14 protein-coding genes are annotated in these 19,181 nt (G+C 42.1%); 9 read left to right on the forward strand and 5 right to left on the reverse strand.

The window, feature by feature from the left end; translation table 11 throughout:
* Positions 1–84 precede the first annotated feature (84 nt).
* Positions 85–4,233: a hybrid sensor histidine kinase/response regulator transcription factor gene (locus ACTJKN_RS15205; RefSeq protein ID WP_440826257.1), complete on the reverse strand. Its 4,149-nt coding sequence runs from the start codon at positions 4,231–4,233 to the stop codon at positions 85–87.
* A gap of 166 nt (positions 4,234–4,399) precedes the next feature.
* Between ACTJKN_RS15205 and ACTJKN_RS15210 the strand changes: the two genes are divergently transcribed.
* Both ACTJKN_RS15210 and ACTJKN_RS15215 read left to right on the forward strand, forming a co-directional pair.
* Positions 4,400–4,981 (forward strand): Crp/Fnr family transcriptional regulator, encoded by a 582-nt coding sequence (locus ACTJKN_RS15210; RefSeq protein ID WP_440826259.1) that lies wholly within the window; start codon positions 4,400–4,402, stop codon positions 4,979–4,981.
* A gap of 94 nt (positions 4,982–5,075) precedes the next feature.
* Entirely contained in the window at positions 5,076–5,612 is a 537-nt protein-coding gene (locus ACTJKN_RS15215; protein ID WP_440826261.1) for a YceI family protein, read from the forward strand.
* Between the two features lie 77 nt (positions 5,613–5,689).
* Here the strand turns inward: ACTJKN_RS15215 and ACTJKN_RS15220 are convergent, their stop codons facing one another.
* The 3 genes from ACTJKN_RS15220 to ACTJKN_RS15230 are packed head-to-tail and all read right to left on the reverse strand — an operon-like array spanning position 5,690 to position 7,720.
* On the reverse strand, positions 5,690–5,869 hold the full coding sequence (locus ACTJKN_RS15220) for a hypothetical protein (RefSeq protein WP_440826263.1): 180 nt from the start codon (positions 5,867–5,869) through the stop codon (positions 5,690–5,692).
* 2 nt (positions 5,870–5,871) lie between these two features.
* Positions 5,872–6,705, reverse strand: a complete 834-nt coding sequence (locus ACTJKN_RS15225) for an SDR family NAD(P)-dependent oxidoreductase (protein WP_440826265.1) — start codon at positions 6,703–6,705, stop codon at positions 5,872–5,874.
* A gap of 22 nt (positions 6,706–6,727) precedes the next feature.
* Positions 6,728–7,720, reverse strand: a complete 993-nt coding sequence (locus ACTJKN_RS15230; RefSeq protein WP_440826267.1) for an alpha/beta hydrolase family esterase — start codon at positions 7,718–7,720, stop codon at positions 6,728–6,730.
* Positions 7,721–7,813: 93 nt separating this feature from the next.
* Between ACTJKN_RS15230 and ACTJKN_RS15235 the strand changes: the two genes are divergently transcribed.
* Positions 7,814–8,194 carry a winged helix-turn-helix transcriptional regulator gene (locus ACTJKN_RS15235; protein ID WP_440826269.1) on the forward strand — a complete coding sequence of 127 codons (381 nt, stop codon included), beginning with the start codon at positions 7,814–7,816 and terminating at the stop codon, positions 8,192–8,194.
* A gap of 279 nt (positions 8,195–8,473) precedes the next feature.
* Here the strand turns inward: ACTJKN_RS15235 and ACTJKN_RS15240 are convergent, their stop codons facing one another.
* Complete coding sequence (locus tag ACTJKN_RS15240; RefSeq protein WP_440826271.1) at positions 8,474–10,846, reverse strand: TonB-dependent receptor domain-containing protein; 2,373 nt, start codon at positions 10,844–10,846, stop codon at positions 8,474–8,476.
* Positions 10,847–10,998: 152 nt separating this feature from the next.
* Between ACTJKN_RS15240 and ACTJKN_RS15245 the strand changes: the two genes are divergently transcribed.
* From ACTJKN_RS15245 to ACTJKN_RS15270, 6 genes are all read left to right on the forward strand, one after another.
* The gene (locus ACTJKN_RS15245) at positions 10,999–12,417 is read left to right on the forward strand and encodes a sensor histidine kinase (protein WP_440826273.1); all 1,419 of its coding nucleotides are present in this window, start codon (positions 10,999–11,001) and stop codon (positions 12,415–12,417) included.
* Positions 12,407–13,096: a response regulator transcription factor gene (locus ACTJKN_RS15250; RefSeq protein WP_440826274.1), complete on the forward strand. Its 690-nt coding sequence runs from the start codon at positions 12,407–12,409 to the stop codon at positions 13,094–13,096. Before ACTJKN_RS15245 ends, ACTJKN_RS15250 begins: the two co-directional genes overlap by 11 nt.
* Before the next feature lie 268 nt (positions 13,097–13,364).
* Positions 13,365–14,747, forward strand: coding sequence for an MFS transporter (locus tag ACTJKN_RS15255; protein WP_440826276.1), 1,383 nt, complete (start codon positions 13,365–13,367; stop codon positions 14,745–14,747).
* Between the two features lie 739 nt (positions 14,748–15,486).
* Entirely contained in the window at positions 15,487–16,416 is a 930-nt protein-coding gene (locus ACTJKN_RS15260; protein ID WP_440826278.1) for a helix-turn-helix domain-containing protein, read from the forward strand.
* 78 nt (positions 16,417–16,494) lie between these two features.
* On the forward strand, positions 16,495–17,322 hold the full coding sequence (locus tag ACTJKN_RS15265) for an SDR family NAD(P)-dependent oxidoreductase (protein ID WP_440826280.1): 828 nt from the start codon (positions 16,495–16,497) through the stop codon (positions 17,320–17,322).
* Between the two features lie 467 nt (positions 17,323–17,789).
* The gene (locus tag ACTJKN_RS15270) at positions 17,790–19,181 is read left to right on the forward strand and encodes a TolC family protein (protein WP_440826282.1); all 1,392 of its coding nucleotides are present in this window, start codon (positions 17,790–17,792) and stop codon (positions 19,179–19,181) included.

A 19,181-nucleotide genomic window follows, 5' to 3' on the forward strand; every position in this document is an offset into this window, starting at 1 on the left:
AAAGAGATACGTGAGGGGTAAACTCTGCAACTGAACAGGGGAAATCAGGCAAAAAAGCTCAATCTAACACGATTCAGGCCATTTTCACCCAACAACAACACTTTTCTTTTTTTTTAGTGCATTTGCATTAACCGTTTGGTTATCATGAAAAGTTTTCCGGTATTGCCGGATGTACTCAGATGGGTTTAATCCGAAAAGTTTATTGAACTGCTCACGGAAATGTTTAAGGTCGTTAAGACCTACCTGATAGGCTGCCTCGGCAACCGTACTATCGGTACTTAAAAGTAATTCGGCCGCTTTTCTGAGCCGGATAAACCGGATAAAGCTGTTTGCCGTTTGTCCGGAAATGGATTTAATTTTGCGGTAAACCTTTGAGTGGCTCATCCCCATTTCGTTGGTTAGCACCTTTATGGTGAAATCGCGGTTACCCAGATTCGCTTCTACAATGGTGATACAACTTTCCAGGAAGGCTTTATACTCCTGAGAAATTTTAAGTTTATTGGGCCTTAGGGTAATTTCATTAAAGAAATATTGCTGCAGATTGCTCCGTGCCTGAAGAAGGCCTTTTACTCTTGCAATCAATATCTCCTTCTCGAAAGGTTTGCTGATGTAATCATCGGCCCCACCCTCAAGCCCTTTCAGCTTAATTTCGGGCGATGAAATGGCGGTTAATAATATAATCGGAATGTGGCACAATGTCTGATCTTCTTTTATAATGTTACACAGTTCAATACCGCTCATCCCAGGCATCATTACATCACTTATAACGATATCGGGCAGCAGATCTTTTACCATTTCGAAGCCTATATCACCATCATACGCCTGATAAACCAGGTACTCTGCAACGAAAACCTGCTTTAAATAATCGCTGATCTCTATATTATCTTCAACAATAAGTATTGATTTGAAATTACCTGTTACATCATTACCATATGGCCCCGCAACTTCCGCCGGCGAGTCTGCCCCTTTTTGCCCGGCATCCCCCATTAATTCATCAAAAAAAACGGAGTGCCGGGGAACTGCATGCAAAGATGTTTCATCCCTAAAGGCAGTGATTCCCACAGGTAAATCAAGTTTGAAAGTTGTGCCATTTCCTATCCCGCTTTCGTAAGTTACCTGCCCCCCGTGCTGTTCGGTATAGCTTTTAACCAGATATAAGCCTATTCCCAAACCACCTTTTGAAGAAATCTCAGGTTGATACCCCTGATAGTATTTTTGGTAGAGTTTATCGCCCACAGCAGGGGGAATACCACAACCATTATCACTCACTTCAATAATAGCCCTATGAGCCACACCGCTTACAGATAGGCCTATGCGTCCGCCCGGCTGAGTAAACTTGAATGCATTAGAAAGTAGATTGAACAGGACAATCTCGAGTTTTTCCCTGTCGCCATTGATGTTTATCTCCTGTGCTGCACATAAGTAGTCAAAATTGATATGGTTTCGTTCCGCCTGGTTTCTGAAACATAAAAACACCTCGCGGCTGAGCTCCACAATATTGATCTTTTCCAGTTTCAGTTCATCACCCCCTGCTTCAGATTTCCTGAAGAGCAACAACTGATCTACCAAGCTCAGTAATCTACGGGCATTCCGGTTAATGGTGTTCAGATTATGTTGATCCTTATGGCCTGTAACACTTTGCATCAACTCCTGCAACGGACTGATAATGAGCGTTAATGGCGTCCTAAATTCATGAGAAATATGCGTAAAGTAGCTTAGTTTCTTTTCATGGAGCTCTTTTTCCTTCTCCGCTTCTATCTTGGTGAGTCTAATCTCAAACTGTAGCTTATTCCGCCAGCTTTTGTAAATGAGGTAACCATAAATTACCCCCATTACTACCGAAAAATAAATCAGGTAGGCCCACCAGCTCAAATACCAGGGTGGCCTGATCACAATTGTTATCGATTTTCCGTTTTCATTCCATAATCCATCATTATTGGCTGCTTTAACTCGGAAAGTATAAGTGCCGGGGCTAAGGTTGGTATAAGTAGCCTTACGCTGTTCGCCAACATAATTCCAATCATCATCAAATCCTTCTAACTTATAAGCGTAACTGTTACGCTGGGTATGGCTATAGTTTAATGCAACATATTCTATAGAAAAAACGCTCTGACTATAATTAAGTATAATTTTCTCTGCATTTTGAATAGGTACCTTAATAGGGCTATTTGGTCCGGGTTTAATCTGCTTATTAAATACCTGGAAGTCCGAAAAGTATACCGGAGGGATTACAGTATTGTAAATTAGGGATTGTGGATCGAAAGAAACAAGCCCTCTGTTACCGGCGAGCAATATCTGATTATCATTTGACCTGCATATCACCGAATTGGCAAATACCCCGTCTCCCTCATCAAAATTGGAAACTTTCATCGTAGCTGGATTGAAAGATGAAACACCTGCCTCAGTAACGACCCAGATATTACCCTTCGAATCCTCCACCATCTGCTTGAATACATTACTTGCAAAACCATCTCTCTTTGAATATATTCTGAATGTATCTGAATTGCTGATGTATTGATTCAGACCATCCTGGGTACATATCCATATATTTTTACGGCTATCCATAAAAATCTGGTGAATGTTATCACTGCTGATGCTGCCTGTTGTCTTATCATTGGCAAGGTATTTATAAAATCTTTGTCCCTGTGGATCGAGCCTATTTAGCCCGCTTCCTCCGGTGCTAACCCAAACATTATTTTTATTGTCCCTCAACACACAATAAAGGTGATTGTTGCTGAGGGAATATGGATTGCCTTTTTGGTTGAAATAATGGACAAAGGTACCGTTGGCCTGATGGTATCTCTTTAAACCTGCATCGGTTGCCAACCAGTATTCACCTGCCCCACCCTCCGAAATGTCGCGAAAAACATCCTCATTAAAAAAGTTTCCCAGCTCCGAGTGATGGGCATGAGGAATAAATGCATCAGATTTATCTTCATATTCGCTAAACCCATTTTCGGTAAGTACCCAGATTTTGCCCTTAGTATCCAAATATAATTTGTTAACATCATTGTTGCCTATGTTTTGGGTACTGTTTCTGAATGGGAGGGTACGTGCCGTGCCTTGGTCCAGGTTAACCGTCATTACACCATTGTTTGTACCTATCCAGGCTTTATGGTCTTTATATACAACACTCTTAACCCAACGCTTTTCTTCGCTAAAAGGGATAAATTTAAACTTGTACTGCCCTGCGTCAATTTTGGTTAACCCGTCCATTGAGCCGATCCAGATGATACCATTCCCATCCTTGAGCAGCCCGGCATGGCCAAAACTGTTTAACTTACCAATCTGTCTCCATTTTTTATCAGCGGCATCAAACCAGTAAAAACTGTCTTTACAGGCAACTGCCATTAAATGTTTGTCCAGTTCCAGAATCCTAAAAATGCTATAACTTTCCTTGTCTGGTGAACTATAAGATGTAAACTTTTTACTATTAACATCAAACCTGAACAATCCCTTCCAATACGTACCTACCCAAATGTTACCATCTTCTGCCATACACAGACTCCACACATCGTTTGGGTTCTTATCGGTAGAGAAATGCGCCTGTGGAAAACTAACAAAGCATTTTGTTCTTTTATCGAAACGGTTAAGCCCTCCCGACCAGTTACCAAGCCAAAGATTATTAAAACGGTCTTCAACGATGGCATTAACCGATTTCCCTTTCATCGTGTTGGGATTAGAAGGATTGGGCAGAAAAATTTCAAAACTTTTGCTTTTTTCGAGAAAGCGGTTAAAACCCTCATCGGTACCGATCCAGATGTTATTTTCCCGATCGGCTAAAAGGGACCATATTTTATTGTTGCTGATTGATGAAGGGTTGTGTTCATTATGGTAAAACCGTCTGAATTTTTCTGTGAGGGGATCAAATAAGTTAAGACCATCCTGTGTACCCACCCATATCCTACCCTTTTTATCTTCAGTGATGACGGTGATATAATTATTGGTTATACTGGTACTATCACCCGGGATATTTGCAAATGTGCTAAACTGATAGCCATCAAAACGACAAAGGCCATTTTGGGTTCCTACCCATAAAAAACCCTTCTTATCTTTGATAGAACAGGTTGTGCCTTTTGATGGAAGCCCGTCATTTATACTGTAGGTTTTGGTTGCGAAGCCACTGAATTTATCAAAATCGCTAATATGATGATCTGGCTTAACTGATTGGGAATACCCTATTTGAGTAGTTAACAGTAAAACCGCATACAAAAAAACACGAAAAAGAACCATAGGAAACAATGCCAAAAATAAGGACTGGCACTAAACAATGGATTATTATAAAGTTATGATTATATTAAATTTGTTTGCTTAACTTAACAATGGAGATCTTACAACAATAGCTTATAGCGTCAAGTATGGTGTAAATTATTTAATTTGCAGCCAAATTATAGCCATTATGAACAGCGAAATTATTCTTGCCAACATCAATCAATTGGTCCAGATCAATAACGCTGAGGCATATTTTCTCGAATCTATTTTAATTTCGAGGCCATTTAGGCAGGACGAACTGATCATTAACAGTGGCGACATCGCCCGTTACGTCATGTTTGTAAATGCCGGCTACATCATGAGTTTTTATACCGATGCCGATGGCAACGACCATGTTGTTCAGTTTGCTGCACAGAACTGGTGGAGTGGGGATCTGTTTAGCCTGAGTGATCATCCACGGACCATTTACTCAACAAAAGGCTTGACTGAGGGCGAATTACTCCTGCTACCCAGATCGGCCCAGGAAGAACTTTTTTCGAGATTCCCCAAATTTGAAAGATACTTCCGTATTTCATTTCAAAACTCGCTAATCAGGCAGCAGATGCGCTTGATAGAAGGTTATACCCTTACCGCTGAAGAGCGTTATATCAAGTTTCAGGAAAAATTCCCAACTATTGACCGTTATATTGCTCAGAAATACATCGCCTCATATTTGGGTATGACTCCCGAATTTCTGAGCCGGACACGAAAAAAAATACTCTCAAAGTAAATTGACCTGGATCAATTTTCCATTCAATGCTTATTAAGCCAGTTCATCTTTACGCCAGGTGGGCATTGGTAAATTTGTGTAAACAAATAATAACATGGAAACGCAACACACACAGCCAACCTGGCGCATTGATCCGGATCATTCGGTAATACAGTTTAAAGTAAAACATTTAGCCATTTCCACTATCTCCGGAACATTCCGATCATTTAAGGGAGAAGTTTATGATTTAACCCAGCAGTTTGACAATTCGGAGGTTTATGTTGAGATAGACCCTAATAGCATTGATACCAATCATAAGATCCGCGATGGCCATTTAAAGGGTGAAGAATTTCTGGATACAGAACGCTATCCGAAAATCATTTTTAGGGGCCAGTTGCTTAAAACCTCGAGCGTGCATGCCATTAGCGGAAAATTAATGGTTAAAGGCACTGAGAAACAATTGAGGTTTGATGCAGAAGCCACCGGACTGGGGAAAGGAAGAAACGGGGATATCAGGGCCGGATTTGAAGTGGAAGGGAAAATCAACAGGAAAGATTTTGGACTCACCTTTAATATGTTTACCGAAACCGGAGGTATGATTGTTGGTGAGGAAATTAAAATTCAGCTTGATATTCAGCTGATCAGGCAATAATTTGCTCCGGCAATCAAGTTGACGGTTAGGCAATCATGAAAAAAGCAGTAGGCATTGCTGAATAACTAAACGCTTAATTAAAAAGAGGCCAGATGTGGCCTCTTTTGCTTCTTAAAATTTCGTTTATAACCAATGGAAGGTGCAACAGCGGTGTGCAACCCCTTTTCTGTAAATCCCAGAACATTATCAAACTGTTGATGACCAAATCCCTCCATTGGAGTAGCAGCTACCTGTAATTCCGCAGCATCAACAATCATGATTAATTTCGCAAAATTTCCTTTTGATATATGCTGTCAACTTTAGACAAGATAATCGAACCACAACCTACATACTTCAACGGTTTTATCCTGCCCCTGGATATAAATACGCCATTTTCGTTTTTAAACTCTCCAAATGCCGCATCATATACATTTTTGGCTCCTTCTCTTGGATGTGGGAATAATAAAGGACGTAACAATAGGATAAACCAGGGCATCCCGCTGCCCTTACTCATCTGGGTCTTTGCCGGGCCGGGATCGACACTTCTCATCTTTATACCGTTCTTTTCATTTCGAGCAAATTGATTGATCCATAGGGAAAGGGCTAACTTTGATGAGGCATACACGCCAAACAGTTTTTTGAATGCCGTAGGTTTTCCCAACTGGTCGGGATTAAAATCCCTTGCCATAAGTGCCGCTTCCGAAGAAGTATTGATAATGGTTTTTAGGCTGCCTTTTAGCAACAGTTCCTCCAATTCTTTGGAGACAATATAGGGAACTACCGTATTGATTTCAAAGTCAATTTCACGCCCCTGAACCGAATAAGAAAGTGAACCGGACATAGATCCGGCGTTATTAAAAATAACATCTAAATAAGGCTCCTGGTCACGGATCTTTTTCAGAGTGCCTTTTAAAACTTTAAAATCAGCAAGATCGGTTAGATAGACGATCAAACGACCAGTTTTTAAGGATCCTTGTATCAGCTCATCGTTCTCATTAAATGGGGTCCTATTGAGCGCAACTACTTGCCAGCCCTCAATTAATAGTTTTTTGGTGAGTTCTAAACCTATGCCTGTGCGCGCACCGGTAATTAATGCTCTTAATTTATTATCCATGTTATGAATACAGGGTAAAACTTTACTTTTTCAGTAGGTTAAAAAATCTAACAGCTTCTTTCGGCGCGTCTAAATCACTGGTAATCTCCCCAAGAAAACGCGGCATTTTTGCAATTTGCTGAGGGATAACGTGACCACCCCCCGTGACTGTGTATAATTCAATCATAGGCTGGCCGTCCTTCATCCAAACCGTCTTTTCGACAGAACTATTATGTTTTTCAACCTGATGTGCAGCACGGCTGGATTTTCTTTCCTTAACTGCATGAGCGGCCCTAGCAAAGGTTTCAGCAGTTGAAGGAGCGGAAATAACTTTCCCAAAATCTTTTCCGAATAAAGATATTTTTCCCCCTTCATATGGAGTTATTGGATCTTTTGTGCCATTTACCATCATAATTTTGGTTGAGATTTCGCCAATGTGGGCGTTAAAGTTTTCTTGAGCCGGAAGATTGGCGCTAATGGTAGTAATAGCCCTTAAAAGATCTGGTTTTTCGATGGCAAGCCTGAATGCCATTTCCCCACCGTTGGAGTATCCAAAAACGTATATCTTAAGCGGGTCTACTCCATACTTGGACCTGTATTTTTCAATGAGGGCAGTGATAAAGCCAACATCATCCATATTTTCTTTTTTTGCCGGATAAGAACCTGTTTTCCGACTCTCATTCCAACCGTTTTTATAGCCATCAGGGTATAATACAATAAAGCTGTTGTCATCCGCCATGCGATCAAATTCATAGCCGGTCCATTCACGTATCTTAGCCCCATCTATACCCGTTCCATGTAAAACAATGATCAGACCCGGCTTGCTCTCTTTACTAAGCGATTTTGGGACGTAGCTCAGGAATGTCCTTTCCCTTTCCCCTACCCTAATTTTACTGGCCTGAACCTCCGAACCGAGTACCGGTTTTCTAGGACTGGGAGCATAGAATAAATACGTGAAGGCAATAATCCCAATTAAAATCAGTCCCCCTGCTATTGAAAAAATAATTGTCATGATTTTTCTTTTTTTGTTTTTCATATTGGCATCAAAGATAGCTACCTTAGCTAAACAAAATATAGTAGTATAACAAAGTATAGTAGTATACTCTGTTATAGTTTATTGGAGAAAAATATGGAAGTAACAGAAAAAGGTGAAGGTATTTCTGAAATGGATTGTGCCGAAAGGTTGTTGGCCGTAGGAGATGCCTTATATGCTATTGGGGGAAAATGGAAATTAAGGGTGATAATCGCACTTGCAAACGGTTTTCGGAGATTCAATGATATCCAGCGTAAAATTCCTGGTATTTCTCCGCGTGCTTTATCAATTGAACTGAAGGAGCTGGAAGCGAACGCCTTCTTAAAACGCACAGTTAAAGCTGACTCAACACCAGTGACTGTAGAATATGAACTTACCAGCTATAGCCATTCCTTATCCGAGGTAGTTGCCTCATTAACAAAATGGGGTAAAATGCACAGGGAAAAATTGAGGCAGGACAATAAGAATGCTGAATGATCGCATCAGCTAAACTATTGCTGTTTCTTATAGTTTTAGTGACAGGGGAAAGGTTTGTATAAAAACGTGTTGACGCTATTACAGCATTCCCACAATCATACCGGCAGAAAATTGATCTAGGTCGGTGTGGAGTGAAATTTTCCAAAATGGCCTAAGTATACCAATGGAAAGCTCCATGGATATAGCTAAGGCCAATGTTAGTTATCATTTAAATAGTTCCACACTACCGTGCCAGGGCTTTTGATCAACCTGGCCAGTTATGTTATGAAGACCCGATTACTACTGAGCGCGTTTTTTCTCTTCCTCGCTGGCGGTTGACCGTTTTCTTGATGCAGCGACATCTTTACCGAACCGGTAAGAAAGGCTAAAAGAAAGATTCCGGCTTTCAACATGGTGCAGAGAACTGCTATGCTGGTCAAGATAATCTATACGGATGAAATAATAATTGTTGTTAAAAATATCATTTGCCGCTATTTTAAAAGTCCCTTTGCCCTTTAAAATATTTGTTTTTAGCCCGGCATCCACTTGCGAATTGTGATTGATACGGTAAATGCCCTGAATGCCCGGACCTGTAAGTGATCCACTTATTTCCGCTTTGATCGCCGCTTTTTTATCGATAGTAAATGACTGTTTGAGACTGGTGCTGTAAGAATAAATATGGTAGTTGTAACTGCCGGAAAGATAGGCAGACTTTTCCTGTTGCCTATACCCTTCCGCAACAAAATCCATATCCCACCAGTTGGCCGCGCGGATGGAAGCATTCAGGCGGATCCCGGTACTCACACTTAATCCAAGGTTGGCATGTGTGCCGTAATAAATATTATTTGCGTTATCCTGGATATTGATGTTTGAGAAAACATCCCGTGTGTTGGTATAATATCCGGTGAGGCCGTATTTCTGCTTGAATGTATAGTTTAGTTCTACGCTATGAGTGAACGAAGGCTGCAGGGCCGGGTTTCCAACATAAATGTTATTTGGCGAGCTGAAATGTTTGGCAGGGTTTAAACGGTTATATTCGGGGCGCTCAATACGGTAAGCATAGTTGAGCTGAAACTGATTATCATCATTGTCCGCATATTGTACAAAAAGGGTTGGAAAAAGCTTGAAATAGCTTCTGGTATTCAGTGAATCAAGGGTTAGCGAATAACCGCTTGCTCTTGTATATTCACCACGCAGACCTGCCTGTAGGGTCCATTTTCCCAGGCTACCAGATACGCTTGTGTAAGCAGCTGAGGTTTTTTCCCTGTAAATAAAATGGTTGGAATTCGCGGCAACCGCTTCGAGTGAAGTCCCTTTCCGGTTGAAGTAATCAAAATCACTATAACTCTGCGTGCCGCTGTATTTTAAACCGGAACTTGCCTCCCATTTGCTGAATAACCGGTAAGCGATATCAGCTTTTCCGGAAAAAATATCTATTTTCTGTAAACTCGGAGTGTAGATATGAAACTGGTTGATCGTCTGCTTTCCATTTGGCAAAAATGAAATATTGTCTGTCGAACCATCAATCCTACTTTTGTATGGTGTATAATCAAAATCAACGTTGAGATTTGTTTCCCCCGAATCGAGTTTCAAATTGTAGTTAAAGTTATAAGCATATTGGTCCCCATTACTCATTGAAGAATTATCAGTCACCAATGTAGAATCCGGCGACATATCCCGGGCGGTGACGGAAGTTATGGAGTTTGCCCTACCTTCCCCTAAACGGTTGGAGCCTGTAATCAATATACCCAAAATCTGGTTATTTGTTAATTGATAGTCGGCTCCCAGCCTGTAACTGTGGTTAGTAGATTGTGAAACATTCCGGTTAGGGCTGCTCCAGAAGGAACCACCAAAATCGATATTATTATCGTTGTCCTGAAAATTATGCCTTTTTGTAAGTCCATAATTTCCATAAATATTAAGTTTGTCTTTTCTGAAATTGAAATTTCCATTACCATTGTAGCTGCTGTACATCCCCTGGATGAAGCCGCTGTTCAGCGTAACATTGAAGCCCTGTTTCTTTGACTTTTTGGTTATGATATTTATAACAGATGCTCCTTCCGCTTCAAATTTTGCAGGGGGGTTGGAAAAAACCTCAACCTGTGCAATGAGGTCAGATGGCATCCCCTGGAGATATGCCGAAAGATCATCTCCGGAGAGTTTGAGTGCCCTTCCGTCAAGGTAAACCTGTACTTTTTTACGGTTGGCGGTTAACCCGTTGTCTCCACCAATCTGAATACCAGGGGTCTTGGCCAGGGCCTCCCACACACTGCCGCCCGAGGCTACGATACTGTTTTCAACATTAAAGACCAAACGGTCTATTTTTCGTTCAACCAGGGGCTTGTGAAAGGATACCACCACATCCTGTAATTGTTTGTTATCGGGTGACATAGTCAGGATAATGCTGTCTTTTGGCAGTTCCAGTGTTATCGAAAGTGGAACATAACCTGTAAGGGTAGCTGAAACCCTATAGGTCCCAGGCTCGGGAAATGCCAGTTTAAATTCACCCATGATCACCAGAGCAGTGGAAATTTTATTTTCATTTTTCGTTAAAGTAATACTTGCGGCCTCAAGAGGTCGGCCGCTCAGGTCAATGAGTTTACCTTTCACCACAAGTTGTGCATGAAGAAAGAAAGGAACAAATAAAGTAAGAAATACGATATATTTTTTCATGCCGCAAAACTACCCCTGTTCAATGTTATAGCTGGTTAATCAATGTTAAACAAGGTTAAATCTTTACTGGCACAGCGCAAAAGGTGTTTATTTTTTTTCAAATTAGCATGATGAAATGGTTCACAAACAGACACGCTTATTTACTTGCGCTTATGGCCATGTTATTTTGCGTAGCCCTGCAGATCGCCTGGCTTATTCAGCTATTCCATGCCCAACAGGTCCAGGTAAGGCGGGATCTTGACCAGGCAGTCGGCAACGCGGCACGGATGAGCGATTATCTGAGTGTAGCGCCAGGCCATGAGAGAAGCGAAAACTTCCGGATTTTTTTTCTCTCTACGGAATGGATGCTGATCAAACAATCCTTCGCCAGGCTTCGTGGCAGGCATTTGGGAGGTAGTTTCAGTTCTCAGATTACCAAGGACAGTACCTTTCTTAAAATTGGGATCAATATGGCCAATAACAAGGTTTCGACGAAAAAGCAGCGTACCCGGCATATTTTCGATGAGGGTGAAACTTGGGAATCAATAAGAGCAGCCGACAAACGTGACCTTAAGAGAATGGACAGCCTTGTTGGTAAAGAGTGCTCAAAATTGCACCTGGGTTTAAATGGCTATCATATCCTATATGATTATGAGAGTGGTAAACCGGAGTCAAAAACCGATTGGGAAAAATCGAAAAAAGCAGATTACAGAAGTCAGCTCTATGGCTATAACCTTAATTTTTTCCTCCATACTTATCAGCTCGTTGTCCCCTCTCTAAACCCGGCAGTCTATTACCGGATGCGTTACTATCTACTTTCGTCTTTACTGATGCTAATACTCACGGCAGTGGCATTTATTTTTCTGTTCAGGGTAATAAGAACACAAAAAATGTATTCACAGGCGAGGATTTCCTTTGCGGGAAATATGACCCATGAATTAAAAACACCAGTTTCCGTTGTAGAGGCAGCTATTGACGCGATTACCCGATATCAGCTTTACCAGGAACCTGAAAAATTAAATAATTATCTGGCTGTAAGTAAATCCGAACTCCGCAGGCTAACGCTGATGATCGATAAAGTGCTCCATCTCGATGAGCTGGATAATGGCGGCATTAAGCTAAGGATGGAACTGTACGATATTCAACAGGGACTTGAAAGTGTGGTAGCCTCAATGCAGCTCCGTAATCCCAAAGGTACCGCCATTATATATGAACCTGCAGAAGAACCCTGCTTTGTTAAAGGTGATCCTGTACATCTGGGCAACGTATTTTACAACCTGACCGACAATGCTTTGAAATACTCCGGTAAAGACGCGGTCGTTACCATAACCGTAAAGCCCAAAAATGAAAAGATTGAAATCAGCTTTCAGGATAATGGACCGGGAATCGGCAACATTTACCAGAAACAGATTTTCGAACGATTTTTCCGTATAACAGACAACCCGGACATCCATAACGTTAAAGGCTCGGGACTAGGCCTACATTATGTAAAACAGATTGTGGAGCAGCATGGGGGTGGAATACATCTTCGGAGTTTCCCGGGGAAAGGTAGTAACTTTGTTGTTGAATTACCTGCATATTATGAGTTATAAAGTTTTATACGCAGAAGACGAGCCTACCCTGGCGCAGATCATCAGTGAGGGGCTGCGCAGCAGTGGGTATGATGTTTTCCTGGCAAAGGATGGGCAACATGCTTTAGAAGAATTTAAAAGAAATCCACCAGATATCTGCGTGCTTGATATAATGATGCCGCTTAAAGATGGGTATGCTCTTGCCGAGGATATCCGTAGGCTGAAAAGCAACATTCCCATCCTTTTTTTAAGCGCAAAATCAATGTCCCAAGATGTGATCACGGGCTTCAAAAGCGGTGGTAATGACTACATGAGAAAACCATTTGATATGGGGGAGCTATTGATCCGGATGGAAGCATTGCTTGCCCGTTTGGGTAGCTCAGCGGACAAAACCGAAACCGTCTTAAGCCACAGAAAATTTGGCGGATGCAAACTGGACACTGTAAAACAACAGTTGAAGACACCTAAAGACTCTTATACCCTGTCTTACAAAGAAACTGAATTGCTTATACTTTTGTTATCACATCGTAATGTACTTCTTGAAAGGCAGGTACCTTTACTTAAGATATGGGGTGATGATAGTTTTTATAATGCAAGGAGCATGGATGTTTTTATGTCTCATTTAAGAAAAATGCTAAAAGATGATCCTGATATACAGTTGATGAGTATCCGCGGCGCAGGCTACAAACTTATATTCTAACCTACAGTATTTTATATCCGTCAGTCATTACAGAAATTGCTTTTTTTATTAAGCAAAAGCAAACTGCACTATCAGGCTTCGCCATAATATAGCCTTCATTGAAAATCATATAAATCACTTCGATATGAACATAGGAAGGAAAAAAGTTTGCGGGGATATTTGTGTCTGAAATAAAACGTATAATACAATGCCAAATGGTACGGTACCTATCGAAACCAGATAAGGAGCTTGTAGTGTACGCTTTTCGAGATACAAATACTGTAATGACATGAAAGAGAACAATACCGATCCACGCCGTTGGCTGGCCCTTGCCGTACTGCTAACGGGAACTTTGCTACCGCCACTTGATTTTTTCATCGTTAATGTTGCGCTGCCGGCAATCCGTACAAACCTGCATGCCACGCCCGGAGATTCGCAGCTTGTTATATCTGTTTATGCCGCAGCATATGCTGTAACATTGATATTGGGAGGCCGCCTGGGTGACATTTACGGCAGAAAAAAGGTGTTCATTGTTGGCATGCTCGGCTTCGGTGCGGCCTCGGCGCTCTGTGGCCTGGCACAATCGCCCGCGGTACTGATTGCAGGACGCTTAATTCAGGGAGTTACCGCAGCAGTTATGGCTCCACAATCGCTGGCATCTATCCACGCCCTTTTTCCTGCAGCGGAAAAAAACCGTGCACTTAGCTTTTATGGTGCAACTTTCGGCCTGGCCTCTGCGGCCGGCCAACTGCTTGGCGGCGTACTGGTATCAGCTGACCTTTTCGGGATTGGATGGCGGAGTGTATTCCTGATCAACCTGCCCATTATCCTTTTTGCCATACCATCTGCATTTATTTTCTTGCGTGAAAACCGTGCAGAAACATCTGACAAACTTGATATTCCCGGTGCGTTGCTATTGGCATCTGGCCTGTTGGCGCTTGTTCTCCCGCTTATCGAGGGTCGCGAAAACGGCTGGCCGGGCTGGTGTATAGCTCTTCTCATTTTGAGTTTACCTTTACTTTATTCATTCTGGCGTTATGAAAACAGAAAAGAAAATTTAGGAGGTTCGCCACTGATATATCCCTCATTATTACGAAAAAGCGGCCTTCTTCGAAATTTGGCAGCAGCATTCTTCTTTTATGCACTTGCCTCTTTCTTTTTGATCTTTGCTATATACGAACAGAGTGCGTTGGGCCGCGATAGCCTTGAAACAGGGCTGGCGATATTACCTTTGGGATTAGGCTTTTTTCTAGGTCCATGGTGCAGTCCGGCCATTTCCCGATGGTTTGGTACACGTACAGCTGCATTTGGCATGTTAATGGAAGTTACCGGCCTTATCCTGGCTGCAGTACTGGTTTCAACGGGACATCCGGCCTGGTTTCCCATTCCGCTGTTTATAATCGGCGCGGGTCAGGGAATTGCGATTCCGGCACTGGTTCGCTTGAATGTTGACCAGGTTGATCCACGTTTTTCAGGACTGGCTGCAGGTCTGGTGAATGCCACGCTACAGATTAGTGCCTCAGTCTCTGTAGCGCTAATAGGCGGCCTATTTTTTACACTTGCTCCAGAAGGTGCGAGCGTCGGCGAAATCGGGTTCAGTTTTGCCATATCCACAGGTGCGATCGGAGCTGCTATAGGATTTGCCGCAATGCTATGCTGGAAAAGACAATAATAGTCATTATCCCCCAACCTACTGGAAACCAATTTAAAATCGAGCCATTTAGCAACATATGAAACCCAAATATTAAATCGGATTGGGATATTAGCTACGCCGGTCAGATCATGCGCAATTTTTTATGTCGATCTCAAAATGAGGTTGCCGATGTTATCGTATGCTCAACACCTATGCTGTTAAGATGTATTTAAAAGTTTGCTTCAGGAAAAAATTCCACATGGTTTTAATGCTTAACGCGCAATATTCGCGTTAAGCATCAGTCTCAGCGGATAACAGTAATCAGCGATACTCAGCACATAATCGATATGTATGAAGGGTGAAATAAGATATCCTTTTAGGCTCGATATAAATCGTTGCGGACAAAAAACCTGTGAGTAATCGCTTGGCGACATCAAAGGCCACTTTTATGTCAAAAAACAGTTGAAATCAAAGAAATTGAGCTACGTGATAGCTTGAATGCCTTTGGGTATGATAGTGTTAATAAACCTTGCCTTTAAGATATGACCTTTACGGATAGAAATTCATTTTGCTTTACGCACTTATTCCGGTACCTTTGAGCCAGCAGCCACTAAGGATTTTTTTTGGGGGGCAACTATTATTCGGATAACACAGGATTATCTAATTTGTTGATCTTCCAGAGGCACCTAAGTACCATTTATCAATCGTAATGGCATTTTGGTTAACCCCGAGCACCTTATCCATATGAGGCTGACAACTAACATCAATCTTATATCGCATGTCGGCTATTCACACGGATCTCAAAACAATAGAAGTACAAAAGGATATCCACGAGATATTACCTGTAAGAAGGGACTATTTCGAGAATTGGAACATCAAGGTTTATAACCGTGAACATACTGGATGTAAAAGTTACATTTCCCCTAGCAGGCGCGAGTTTTACAAAATTGTTTTTCTTAACGCGGGCAGGGGGTTATTTACGATCGGCTTGAATACCTATTGTATTGAAGAGCCAACCATATTATTTCTTCACCCAAATGAAATTGTGTCTTGGAAAAACCTGACTTTAAGCATGGTATCCAAGGGTTACTTCTGTGTTTTCAAGAGAGGTTTTATTGAAAAAAACGCCATGTTGAAAACCCTGATCGACAGGTACGGTCTGTTTAAAGATAACATTAAAAGTGTAATCAGCTTAACGGATGAGGCAAGCAACATTATCAACGGCATCTTTTCACTCATGTACAACGAAGGAAACAACGCCAATAGCTTTACCGAGGATGCTTTGCAGGCATACGTACAACTTTTAATGGTAGAGTCTAGTAAAATAGCCAAGCACCCAACTACCACAGCCATTACCTCGGAATACCAGAAGGTGTATGACTTCTTCGAGTTGCTCGAGCAGGAGACCGCAGATCTGAATTTTGAAAAGTCAATAAAAATAAAAACTGCCGCAGAGTTTGCCGATCAGTTGAATGTACACCCGAATCATCTCAATGCCCTTCTAAAAAAACAGACCGGCCAGAACGTTAGCACGCACATAAAAAACCGTCTTTTGGAAGAGAGCAAGATACTTCTTCTCCAGACTGATTGGACCCTCCAAAATATCGGCCACGCCATAGGATTTGCAGAGCAGCCCAACTTTAGCCATTTCTTTAAGAAAAACATAGGTATTACCCCTGCAGAGTTCAGAAAAAGTTATAGTCTTTGATATTCATATAAACATCTTTGATTTGGTTATAAAAAAGAATTACAAACAGTAATAATTTTGACAATCAAATTTAAAGATATGGAAATTAAAGTTTGGTTAATTACAGGCGCCTCTCAAGGATTAGGACTTGCGATGGTTAAATACCTTTTGGGTAAAGGCCAGAAAGTAATCGTTACCACGCGTGATAAAAGCCGGTTTGAACTTACGCTGGCAGAAAACCCGAATCTGGAAGTTTATGAATTAGATCTGACCAACGAAGAAGGTGTCAAAAATACAATCGTGGATGTAATTGTTAAAAACAAGCACATCGATGTGCTGATCAATAACGCAGGTTATGGTTTCGTTGGCGGTATTGAAGAAACTTCTGCAAAGGAAGCGGAACAGGCTATCGCTGTAAATGTTCATGCAACGCTTCGCATGACCAGGCTGGTCTTACCTTATATGCGAAAAAGAAAAAGTGGCCATGTCATTAACCTATCTTCCATTGCAGGCCTGATAGGTTCTCCCGGTTGGGGCATATACAACGCGTCAAAATTCGCAATAGAGGGGCTCTCAGAGGCTCTTTATTGCGAAGTAGTTGATCTGGGCATCAAAGTCACCATGATAGAGCCGGGCGCAGTCAGAACCAACTTTTTGGCTAGTTCCCTAAAATCGTCCGAGCTTGTCATTGAGGCCTATGCCGATACAGTAGGGAAGCGTAGGACGACCCTCTCTGGAAATAATGGAAAACAGCCTAATGATCCGGAGAAGGTTGTTGCCGCAATATTTAATATCACCCAGATGGATTCTCCCCCGCTACGCTTGCTATTGGGCAAAGATGCTTATGACCGTGCTTTACAGGATTTGGAGAAACGCAAAGCTGATTTTGAGGCGATGAAAGAAGTCACATTGTCAACAGGCTTCTAGTACTCTGGATCATCCGTAACACAACAATAAAAGTCATTACCTCTTATTGACCTTGTATCCCTGTGGCTCATCAGTGCTCTCTGTCGACACTTGAGAGTGATACGAATGATTACGCGAATTCGTGATCGCGGCTATTCTTGCCCAAACAGTCCTGAGAAAGCCATAATAACAATATGTCAACTAGAAACAGATTAATTCAAATTCATTTTAAAAAAAAAGATAATAAGAGAAGTCGAGCCTTGCTATTCCAAACGGGGATAACCAAGGTACAATTGGAAAAAAAGCTATTGTTGCTCAATGGCGACGTTTCCCGGTGAAACAATACGTTTACCATATCTACTTAGTAAACAGATTATATGTACCCATTATCCCTCCACTCCAGGGTAATCCATGGGTTTTATACAATGGCGTTGTGATCGCTGTAATATGTTCCAGGCTAATCAAAATTGTCAAATAATACCAGACCAATGAAAAATAAATTTATATGGTTACTGCCAGGATTAATACTTGCCGGTTTTACCATGCAGGCCCAGGTGCTTACGATAAAGGAAGCGCTGCAAACTGCAGTCTTGAATTATCCATCCATTAAAGCAAAACAGGCTTATTCCCAAGCCGCCAAAGCTCAGATAAAAGCGGTACAGTCAGAAGCATTGCCTAATTTTTTATTCTCTGCCCAGCATGATTATGGCACAGTTAACGGACAGACCGGACCATTAAATGGTTTCGGCGGCCTGGGAACAGCATCTTCAGGTCCAGTGGCGGCGGACCAAAGCTGGAACGCAGCCTTTGGTGCGCTTTATTTGACGAACATCAATTGGGATGTTTTTGCGTTCGGGCGGGCAAGGGAAAGAATCCGCGTAGCCAGGGCCACTGCAGTCCGGGATTCCAGTGATGAAATCCAGGAACGGTTCCAGCAGCAGATCAGGGTTGCCGGCTCTTATTTTTCACTTCTTGGCGCGCACTTTATAACCCGCGCGCAGCTCAGGAATCTAGAGCGGTCACAAACTTTTTTAACAGTCGTTTTGAACCGCGCTAAGAATGGACTGATTGCCGGTGTAGATTCTTCGCTGGCAAATGCATCGGTAGCCTCCGCTAAGATCGAATATATACGCGCCATGGAGCATGAGCGGGAAGAATCAAACAAGTTGGCGGTACTAATGGGTATACCTGATGACCCCTTAACTTTAGATACCGCATTTATAAGCCGCTTGCCCAAAACGATTACTGGAATAATCCCTGACAGCTCAGGGAACGAACATCCTGTACTTTCCTATTATAGAAATCGGGTCAGGGTAAGCCAGCAACAGGAGAAATACCTCAACACACTTCGCTATCCGGTATTTTCCCTTTTCGGCATTTTTCAAAGCAGGGGTTCAGGTTTTTCCTCAGCCTATAATGCTGGAAATACGGAGTTTTCGGGGAACTATTTTGACGGGATTACCCCTGTCCGCACCAATTATCTGCTAGGGCTGGGGGTCACCTGGAACCTGGCCTCCCTTTTCCGAATAAAACAACAGCTGCGTTCGCAGCAGTTTATATCTCAAGGTCTAGAGCAGGAATATGAGCTGGTCAATCAACAGATCACCGCGCAGCTGAAGCTATCTGATGATAAAATCCGCTATGCTGTTGATAGCTATCGACAGGTGCCTTCACAGATCAAAGCGGCTACAGATGCCTTTCAACAGAAAACAGTTCTTTATAAGTTAGGCCTCACCACACTTATCGAAGTAACCCAGGCTCAGTATACGCTAAACCGGGCAGAAACGGACCGGGATATTATCTATACCAATGTCTGGCAGGCATTGTTGCTAAAAGCTGCTGCCAGCGGAGAAATTAATTTACTGACTAACGAATTCTAA

Source organism: Pedobacter sp. 22163 (assembly GCF_052045595.1).
Taxonomy (GTDB): domain Bacteria; phylum Bacteroidota; class Bacteroidia; order Sphingobacteriales; family Sphingobacteriaceae; genus Pedobacter.